Source organism: Nonomuraea ceibae (assembly GCF_019396325.1).
Taxonomy (GTDB): Bacteria; Actinomycetota; Actinomycetes; order Streptosporangiales; family Streptosporangiaceae; genus Nonomuraea; species Nonomuraea ceibae.
In genome coordinates this window covers 157887-165836 of record NZ_JAHKRO010000009.1, presented here as the reverse complement: position 1 = coordinate 165836, position 7950 = coordinate 157887, and the positions used below count along the sequence as shown (strand labels likewise).

The window sequence follows — 7950 nt, the reverse complement described above, 5'->3', positions numbered from 1 at the left end:
CCAAACCCCTACCCCCCTCCCCCGAAGCCCCCACCCTCACCCCCACGGAGGGGCTCCCCGAGCCCGCGCAAACCGTCCCATCGGGAGGGCACGCCGCCGCGGAGAGCACCCGATCCTCCGACGCGCACGCCCCCGCCGAGGGCGCGCGTTCCCTGGAGGGGCGGGGTTCCGTCGAAGAGGCTGTGGAGCAGGCCGGGGCCAAGGGTTCTCAGGCGGAGGCGGTGGATCTGGTCGGGGGCGGGTTGCTGGCGCTGGCGCTGGCGTTGCTCGTGGTGGGTCTGTACAACCCGGATCCCGCCCATGCCGTCCTGCCGCCGTGGGGCCTGCCTGTGATCGGGGCGGGCCTGGTGGCGGGGTCGGCGTTCGTGTGGTGGGAGATCCGCTCCCCGGTGCGCCTGCTGGACCTGTCGCGGGTGCGCAAGGGCCCGCTGCTGGCGACGCTGGCGGTGAGCTTCCTGACGGGCGCGGCGCTCCTGGTGACGATGGTGTTCGTGCAGTTCACGGCGCAGACGCTGCTGGGGCTGGACGCGCTGGACGGGGCGCTGGTGCTGGGCCGGTTCCTGATCGCGCTGCCGGTGGGCGCGCTGCTGGGCGGGTTGCTGGCGCGCCGGTTGGGCGATCGGCTGGTGACCGTGGGCGGGCTGCTGGTGGCGGCGGCCGGTTATGCGCTGATGAGCCGGTGGCCGCTGGAGCTGGCGGAGGCGCGGGCGATGGTGGACGGCACGCTGGTGGTGGCGGGGCTGGGGGTGGGCCTGGTGATCGCGCCGGTGTCGGCGGCGGTGCTGCGGCTGACGCCGCCGCGCCAGCACGGGGTGGCCTCGTCGGCGGTCGTGGTGGCGCGGATGATGGGCATGCTCATCGGCATCGCCGCCGTGTCCGCGTGGGGTTTCTACCGGTTCCAGTCGCTCACGGCGCATCTGGACACGCCGCTGCCGTTCGGCGTCGACGCGGCGGTCTACGCCGAGCGGCTGGAGGCGTACACGGCGCGGGTGGAGGCGGCGCTGCATGTCGAGTACACGGAGATGTTCCTGGTGACGGCGTTCATCTGCCTGGCGGGCGCGGCGGTGGCGCTGCTCATGCCCAGGAAGGGGTGACCCGCCCCCAGCAGGGGCGGGTCACCGCGGAGTCATCGCGGAGTCACGGCGTGAGGCGGTGCAGGTCGCGCGGGAACGCGGTGACCTGCCGGATGTTGGCGGCGCCGGTGAGCCGGGCGGTCCAGCGTTCCAGCCCGATCGCGAACCCGCCGTGCGGCGGCATCCCGTACGCGAACGCCTGGAGGTAGCCCTCGTACGGGCCGGTGTCCTCGCCCCGGGCGGCGAGGGCGTCCAGGTAGTCCTGGTGCCGGTGCAGCCGCTGTCCTCCGGTCACCAGCTCCAGCCCTCTGAAGAGCAGGTCGAAGCCGTTGGAGTAGCCGGGCCGGTCAGGGTCGGGATGGGTGTAGAAGGGCCGTTTGGCCATCGGGTAGCCGGTCACGTACAGGAATTCGGACCCGTGCTCGGCGAGCGCCCATTCCGACAGCCACCGTTCCTGGGCGGGTGACAGGTCGGGTTCGTCCTCGCCGGTCATGCGCTGCGCCTCGGTGAAGTGGATGGCGGGGATCTCCTGCGGCACGTCGGGCAGCCGGGCGCCGAGCGTGGCGACGGCGGCGGGGGCGCGGTCCCGTACGGAGTCGAGCATGCCCGCCAGGGCTTCGCGCAGGACCGCCATCACGTCGCGGTGGTCGCGCACGAAGCCGAGCTCGGCGTCCAGGCTGGTGTACTGGGCGAGGTGGCGGACGGTGTCGTGCGGTTCGGCGCGGAACACGGGCCCCACCTCGTAGACCCGCTCGAACACGCCGACCATCGCCTGCTTGTAGAACTGGGGCGACTGGGCGAGGTAGGCGGGCCGGCCGAAGTAGCCGATGCCGAAGACGTTCGCGCCGGACTCGGTGGCCGAGGCGACGATCTTGGGCGTGTGGATCTCGGTGAAGCCGAGCCGGTCGAGCGTGCCGCGGAACCCGGCGACGGACGCGGCGGAGATCTCCAGGGGCGCGCGCAGCGCCGGGTGTCGCAGCGCGGCGGGGGCGTGGTCGAGCACCGTCGGCAGCGCGGCGGGGATCGACGGCCGGTAGAGGTCGAACGGCGGCGCCTGGACCGGCTCGGTCAGCACGCGCACCTGGGCCTCGGTGAGTTCGACGCCGCCTGGCGCCTGCTCGCTGGCCGTCACGGTCCCGGTGACCTCGACGACGCTCTCCTCGCCGGGCAGGGCGGTGTCGTGGAAGACCGCCTGGGCGAGCCCGGCGCGGTCCCTGACGATGAGGAAGGACACGGATTTCAGTTGCCGGCGGCGATGGACCCAGCCGGCGATCGTCACTCGTCGTCCGGCGAACTCGGCGAGCTCGGCGGACAGGACACGAGAGATCATCACAACTCCTTGCGGATATGCGTGACCCCTTGGGAGTGCGGGGGAGAAGGGAGCTCCCGGTGCCACCGCACTTTCACCGCCCGCGAGGGGCGGCCTCCAGGACCCGATGACGGGGGTCAGGCCGGCGAGGCATTTCCTCCTCGCACTCGGGAGTGTCTTCACCGGGGGGCGCGGGGCCGCCTTCACAGCGACCGGCGGCTCTCTCGGCCCGCGCGGGCCCCGGTTACTCGTCTCCGTCTACGCGTTGTCCCGCATCGTATCAGCGGTCCTTCTTCTGGCGCTTCTCGCGGATCTTCATCGTGACCTCGATGGGCGATCCGGCGAAGCCGAACTCCTCGCGGATGCGCCGCTCGATGAAGCGGCGGTAGGTGTCCTCCAGCCAGCCCGAGGTGAACAGCACGAACTTGGGCGGCTCGATGGACGCCTGGGTGGCGAACAGGATCTTCGGCTGCTTGCCGCCGCGCACGGGGGGCGGCGTCTGCTGGATCAGCTCGGTGAGGAACGCGTTCAGCCTGGACGTGGGCACCCGGGTGGACCAGGAGTCGAGCGCCTTCTCCAGGGCCGGGACGAGCCGGTCCATGTGGCGGCCGGTCTTGGCGGAGATGTTGACGCGCAGCGCCCACGGGGTGCGGACGAGCTGGCGGTCGATCTCCTTCTCCAGGTAGTAGCGGCGGTCCTCGTCGACCAGGTCCCACTTGTTGAAGGCGACGACCATGGCGCGGCCGGACTCGATGACCAGGGTGATGATGCGCAGGTCCTGCTCGGTGAGCGGCTCGCTGGCGTCGATGAGCACGATCGCCACCTCCGAGCGCTCCAGCGCCGCCCTGGTGCGCATGGCGGCGTAGAAGTCGGCGCCCTGCAGCTCGCGGTCGCGCCGCCGGATGCCGGCGGTGTCGACGAAGCGCCAGGTGCGCCCGCCGAGCTCGATCAGCTCGTCGACCGGGTCGCGGGTGGTGCCGGCCATCGGGTCGACGAGCACCCGCTCCTCGCCCGCGAGCTTGTTGAGCAGCGAGGACTTGCCGACGTTGGGCTTGCCGAGCAGCGCCACCCGGTAGGGGCCGCGCTGCTCGCCGAACGTGACGGCGGGCGTCTCGGGGAGCGCGTCGAGCACGACGTCGAGCAGGTCACCGCTGGAGCGGCCGTGCAGGGCGGAGACCGGGTAGGGCTCGCCCAGGCCGAGCGACCACAGGGCCGCGGCCTCCAGCTCGAGCTGCTGGTTGTCGACCTTGTTGGCGGCCAGGATGACCGGTTTGCCGGACTGCCGCAGCACCGAGCCGACGATCTCGTCGGCGTCGGTGGCGCCCACGCTCGCGTCGACCACGAACACGATGACGTCGGCCAGCTCGACGGCGACCTGCGCCTGCTCGGCGATGCGCAGGTTCATGCCGGTGGCGTCGGGGTCCCAGCCGCCGGTGTCGACGACGGTGAAGCGGCGGCCACGCCAGTTGGCCTCGTAGGTGACGCGGTCACGGGTCACGCCCGGCACGTCTTCGACGACCGCCTCACGGCGGCCGATGACCCGGTTGACCAGCGTCGACTTACCCACGTTGGGGCGGCCGACGATGGCCACGACCGGGAGCGGGCCACTGTCGGCCTGCTCGTCGGATACTTCGAGATCGTCGAGGTCTGCCTCGACCCAATCCCCCGTTGACACAGTGTTCGTCCTTTATGAGTCCCGCACCCTCAGGTGCGCTCCTTGACCAGTCTCAGCACCTCCGCGATGACCTCCTCGAGGTTCAGCGCGGTGGTGTCGAGCTCGACGGCGCCAGCCGCCATCGAGAGTGGATCGGTCTTGCGTGTCGAGTCCAGGGTGTCACGCCTGGCCATGGCCGCGACCTGCGCCTCGGCCGTGGTGCCGGCCAGCTCCGCGGAGCGCCGCAGGGCGCGGGCCTCGGCGCTGGCCGTCAGGAAGATCTTGACGGGGGCGGTGGGGGCGACGACGGTGCCGATGTCGCGGCCCTCGACCACGATGCCCCCGGCGCCGATGATCTCCCGCTGGAGCGCGACCAGCCGGGCGCGCACCTCGGGGACCGCCGCCACGGCGGACACCGCGCCGGTCACCTCGTCCTCGCGGATCGGCCCGGACACGTCCGTGCCGCCGACGTGGATGGACGGGGCGTCGGGGTCGGTGCCGGAGACGATCTCGGCCTCGCCGCAGCGCGCCGCGACGGCCTCCGGGTCGGTGAGGTCGACGCCCTGCTTGAGCATCCACCAGGTCATGGCCCGGTATTGGGCGCCGGTGTCCAGGTAGCGCAGACCCAGCGCGCGGGCGACTCCGCGCGACGCGCTCGACTTGCCCGACCCCGAAGGGCCGTCCATGGCGACGACCAGACCGGTCACGACTCTCCCTCTTCAGCTTCTTTACCCAACCTGAAGAGGCTACCGCCTCCCGTCAGTCGGCGACCCAGCTCCCATGGAAGCCGAGCGGCACCCGGGCGGGCAGGTGGACGACGGCGACGGGTTCGCCGGTGAAGTCCTGCGCCGGGAGGATCACCAGGTCGGCGGCGCCCCGGTCGGGGTTGTTGACGTAGGAGAGCACGTACCCGTCGTCCTCGGCCTCGCCGGCGGCGACGAACACCGGCTCGCCCACGTACGCGCCGCGGCCGAACTGCCGCCGCTCCTGGGTGCCGCTCCTGAGGTCGTGCTTGACGAGCGTGTTGTCGAACGCCTCGTCGGGCAGGTCCTCCATCTCGGCGTCGCCGGGGTAGAGGACGTCCGTCAGGTCGTGGGTGGCGGCGGTGTAGCCGTAGCGGTAGGGCAGGCCGGTGCGCCGCTCGTCCATGCGGGGGAACTCCTGGGCCCGCTCGTCCAGCCGGGTCCGGCTCACCCGGCCGGACGCCGGGTCGATCCGCCACCGGTCGAGCGTCGGCTCGCCGCCGCGGTCGAGGCGGGCGTCGACGAACCGCTTGGGGTAGCTGACCACGTCGACGACGACCTGGTCGCCGTCGTCGTAGGCGTTGAGGGTGTGGAAGACCCAGCACGGCTCGATCTCCACCCAGCGGATCTCGCCGGTCGCGCGCGACATCAGGCCGACGCGGGAGGGGTGGTCGTCGTTCCACGCGTACGGCATCGGCGCGCCCTGCTCGGCGTGGGCCATGCTGAACGTCACCGGCAGGTCGTACAGGACGACGTAGCGCGCGGTGAGCGCGAAGTCGTGCATCATCGGCTTGTCGGCGAGCTGGATGTCGCGCGTGTGGATCACCGTGCCCTTGGCGTCGAGCACGATGTGCTGGTTGTGGTCCCAGTTGACGGAGTACGCCACCGCGTGCAGCTCGCCGGTGACCGGGTCGAGGTGGGTGTGGGCGGCGTAACCGCCGGGCAGGCCGCCGTCGAAGTCGACCGGGCCGAGCGTCTCGAGCTCGTAGTCCAGCTCGTACGGCAGCGTGCCGGCCTCCATCGTCGCGTACGTGCGCCCGGCCACGCCGATCACGTGGGTGTTGGGCGAGAAGTCCAGGCCGGCGTGCGACAGCGCGGACCTGGGCTGTTCGCCGAGCCGCCCGGCGACGTCGACGCTGCGGACCCACCGGTTGCGGTACCACTCGGCGCGGCCGTCGCGCAGCCGCACGCCGTGCACCATGCCCGCGCCGAGGAACAGGTGGGAGGCGCCGGGGTCGTCGAGGCCGAGCGGGTTGGGCCCGTTGCGCAGGTAGCGGCCGTTGAGCTCGGCCGGGATCCGGCCGGTGACCGGCAGGTCGTAGGCGGTGATCTCCTCGGTCGCGGGCGTGAATCCGCCCCGGTACGGGGTGTCCATCAGGTGGTCCTCTCGTCGTGGGTCAGGAAGGGGTGGAGCACCGAGGCGCAGAGGAGCCGGTAGCGCGCCTCGGCCTCCTCCGGCTCGAAGTAACCGGAGATCTCCAGGCTCACGGCGCCGTGCATGGCCATCCAGAGCACGTCGGAGATCTCCACGGCGGCGGGGCCGCGCAGCAGGCCGGTGTCGAGGCACTGCTGGACCCAGGTCACGAGCAGGTCGAAGGTCCGGCGCGCCGCGTGTGCCGCGTCGGCGCCGGGCTCGAACCGGGACAGCGCGCCCATGAACATGGCCCGGTAGTAGTCGGGCTGGTCCAGCGCGTACGCCCGGTAGGCGGTGATCCCGGCCTGCAGGCGCTCCAGAGGGCCGTCGCCGGGAACCGAGAGCAGCCGCTGCTCGAACCGGGCGAATCCCTCCAGCCAGAGCGCCTCGGCCAGGCCGTCCTTGCCGCCGAAGAGCGTGTAGATCACTTTCGTGGAGCAGCCCGCCTCGCCGGAGATCCGGCGCACGGTCAGCGCGGCGGGGCCCTCGGTCACCAGGAGGTGGGTCGCGGTGTCGAGGATGGCGGCCCGGACGACGTCCTGGCCTTCGCGCTGGGCCTGCTGGTACACGGTCACTGGTAACACCGTTTCTGCGTGGTAACACTGTTACCGCCTTTCTATCGCACCCGCCGCCCGGCGTCAACGCGAGTAAGCCGGTCCTCACCGGAAAGGTGAGGCCGTGTGACGGACAACTCCAGCCGGGTGACGGTCGTCGTGGCCACGATGAACCGGCTGCGCGCGCTGCAACGCTCGCTCCCCCGCCATCCGGGGCCGGTGATCCTCGTCGACAACGGCTCCACCGACGGCACTCCCGGCTTCGTCCGGCGCCACTTCCCGCACGTGCGCGTGGTCGAGGCCGGCCGCAACCTCGGCGCGCCCGCCAGGAACATCGGCGTCAAGCTGGCCGAGACGCCGTACGTGGCCTTCGCCGACGACGACTCCTGGTGGGCCGGAGGCGCGCTGGAACGGGCCGCCGACCTGTTCGACGCCCATCCGCGGCTGGCCCTGCTCGGCGCGCGGGTGCTGGTGGGCCCCGAGGAACGGCTCGACCCGGTCAGCGAGCTGATGCGCGACTCCCCGCTCGGCGTCGACGCCGACCTGCCGGGGCCGAGCGTGCTGGGCTTCCTGGCCTGCGGGGCGGTGGTGCGCAGGGAGGCGTTCCTGGAGGCGGGCGGGTTCGACGACGTCGTCTTCTTCTTCGGCGAGGAGGAGCGCCTGGCGGTGGACCTGGCCGCGCGCGGCTGGGGGCTGGCCTACGCCGACGACGTGGTGGCCCACCACCACCCCGCGCCGCCCCGCGACCCGGCCGGCCGCCAGTCGCTGGCCGTGCGCAACGCCGTCCTCACCGCCGTCCTGCGCCGCCCCTGGCGCGTCGTGGCGCTGCTCTCGCTCGACGCCGTACGCCGCGGCCCGCGCGGCTGGCACGGCCTGCGTACGGCGCTCCCCCGGCTGCGGCGGGCCCTGGCGCAGCGCCGGGAACTGCCGCCCGAAGTGGAACGCGCCCGCCGCCTTCTGGACAATGGTTACAAATCGTGACAGTCGGGTAACACAGAGTCATGACTACTGCATCGAATCCGATCCAGCTCCAGAAGCACCTCAAGGGCGTCGACTACCCGGCCACCAAGGCCGACCTGATCGCCGCCGCCCGCCGCCAGGGGGCCGACCAGGCCACGCTGAAGGCGCTGGAAGCCATGCCCGACCGCCAGTACGACGGCCCCAACGCCGTGAGCCAGGCGGTCACCCAGCGCTGACCCGTCG

8 protein-coding genes are annotated in these 7950 nt (G+C 72.2%); 3 read left to right on the top strand and 5 right to left on the bottom strand.

Going from position 1 to position 7950, the window contains the following annotated elements:
- Positions 1-1094 (top strand): MFS transporter (locus tag KME80_RS09375; protein WP_219502652.1); only part of this gene is annotated, 1094 nt, incomplete at its 5' end.
- Between the two features lie 43 nt (positions 1095-1137).
- On the opposite strand, the gene aspS is transcribed toward KME80_RS09375, so the two are convergent.
- The 5 genes from aspS to KME80_RS52670 form a co-directional block, all read right to left on the bottom strand.
- Positions 1138-2403, bottom strand: coding sequence for an aspartate--tRNA(Asn) ligase (gene aspS / locus KME80_RS09370; RefSeq protein ID WP_219502649.1), 1266 nt, complete (start codon positions 2401-2403; stop codon positions 1138-1140).
- A 259-nt stretch (positions 2404-2662) separates the two neighbouring features.
- Positions 2663-4057 carry a ribosome biogenesis GTPase Der gene (der, locus tag KME80_RS09365; protein ID WP_219502646.1) on the bottom strand — a complete coding sequence of 465 codons (1395 nt, stop codon included), beginning with the start codon at positions 4055-4057 and terminating at the stop codon, positions 2663-2665.
- 29 nt (positions 4058-4086) lie between these two features.
- Positions 4087-4743 (bottom strand): (d)CMP kinase, encoded by a 657-nt coding sequence (cmk, locus tag KME80_RS09360; RefSeq protein WP_308125679.1) that lies wholly within the window; start codon positions 4741-4743, stop codon positions 4087-4089.
- A 52-nt stretch (positions 4744-4795) separates the two neighbouring features.
- Positions 4796-6154 carry a carotenoid oxygenase family protein gene (locus KME80_RS09355; RefSeq protein WP_219502641.1) on the bottom strand — a complete coding sequence of 453 codons (1359 nt, stop codon included), beginning with the start codon at positions 6152-6154 and terminating at the stop codon, positions 4796-4798.
- Positions 6154-6768 (bottom strand): TetR/AcrR family transcriptional regulator, encoded by a 615-nt coding sequence (locus KME80_RS52670; protein WP_219502637.1) that lies wholly within the window; start codon positions 6766-6768, stop codon positions 6154-6156. Before KME80_RS52670 ends, KME80_RS09355 begins: the two co-directional genes overlap by 1 nt.
- Positions 6769-6873: 105 nt before the next feature.
- On the opposite strand from KME80_RS52670, the gene KME80_RS09345 reads away from it, so the two are divergent.
- Together KME80_RS09345 and KME80_RS09340 are read left to right on the top strand one after the other, a co-directional pair.
- Positions 6874-7728, top strand: a complete 855-nt coding sequence (locus KME80_RS09345; RefSeq protein WP_219502634.1) for a glycosyltransferase family 2 protein — start codon at positions 6874-6876, stop codon at positions 7726-7728.
- A gap of 20 nt (positions 7729-7748) precedes the next feature.
- Positions 7749-7943 carry a DUF2795 domain-containing protein gene (locus tag KME80_RS09340; protein ID WP_219502631.1) on the top strand — a complete coding sequence of 65 codons (195 nt, stop codon included), beginning with the start codon at positions 7749-7751 and terminating at the stop codon, positions 7941-7943.
- Positions 7944-7950: the final 7 nt, after the last annotated feature.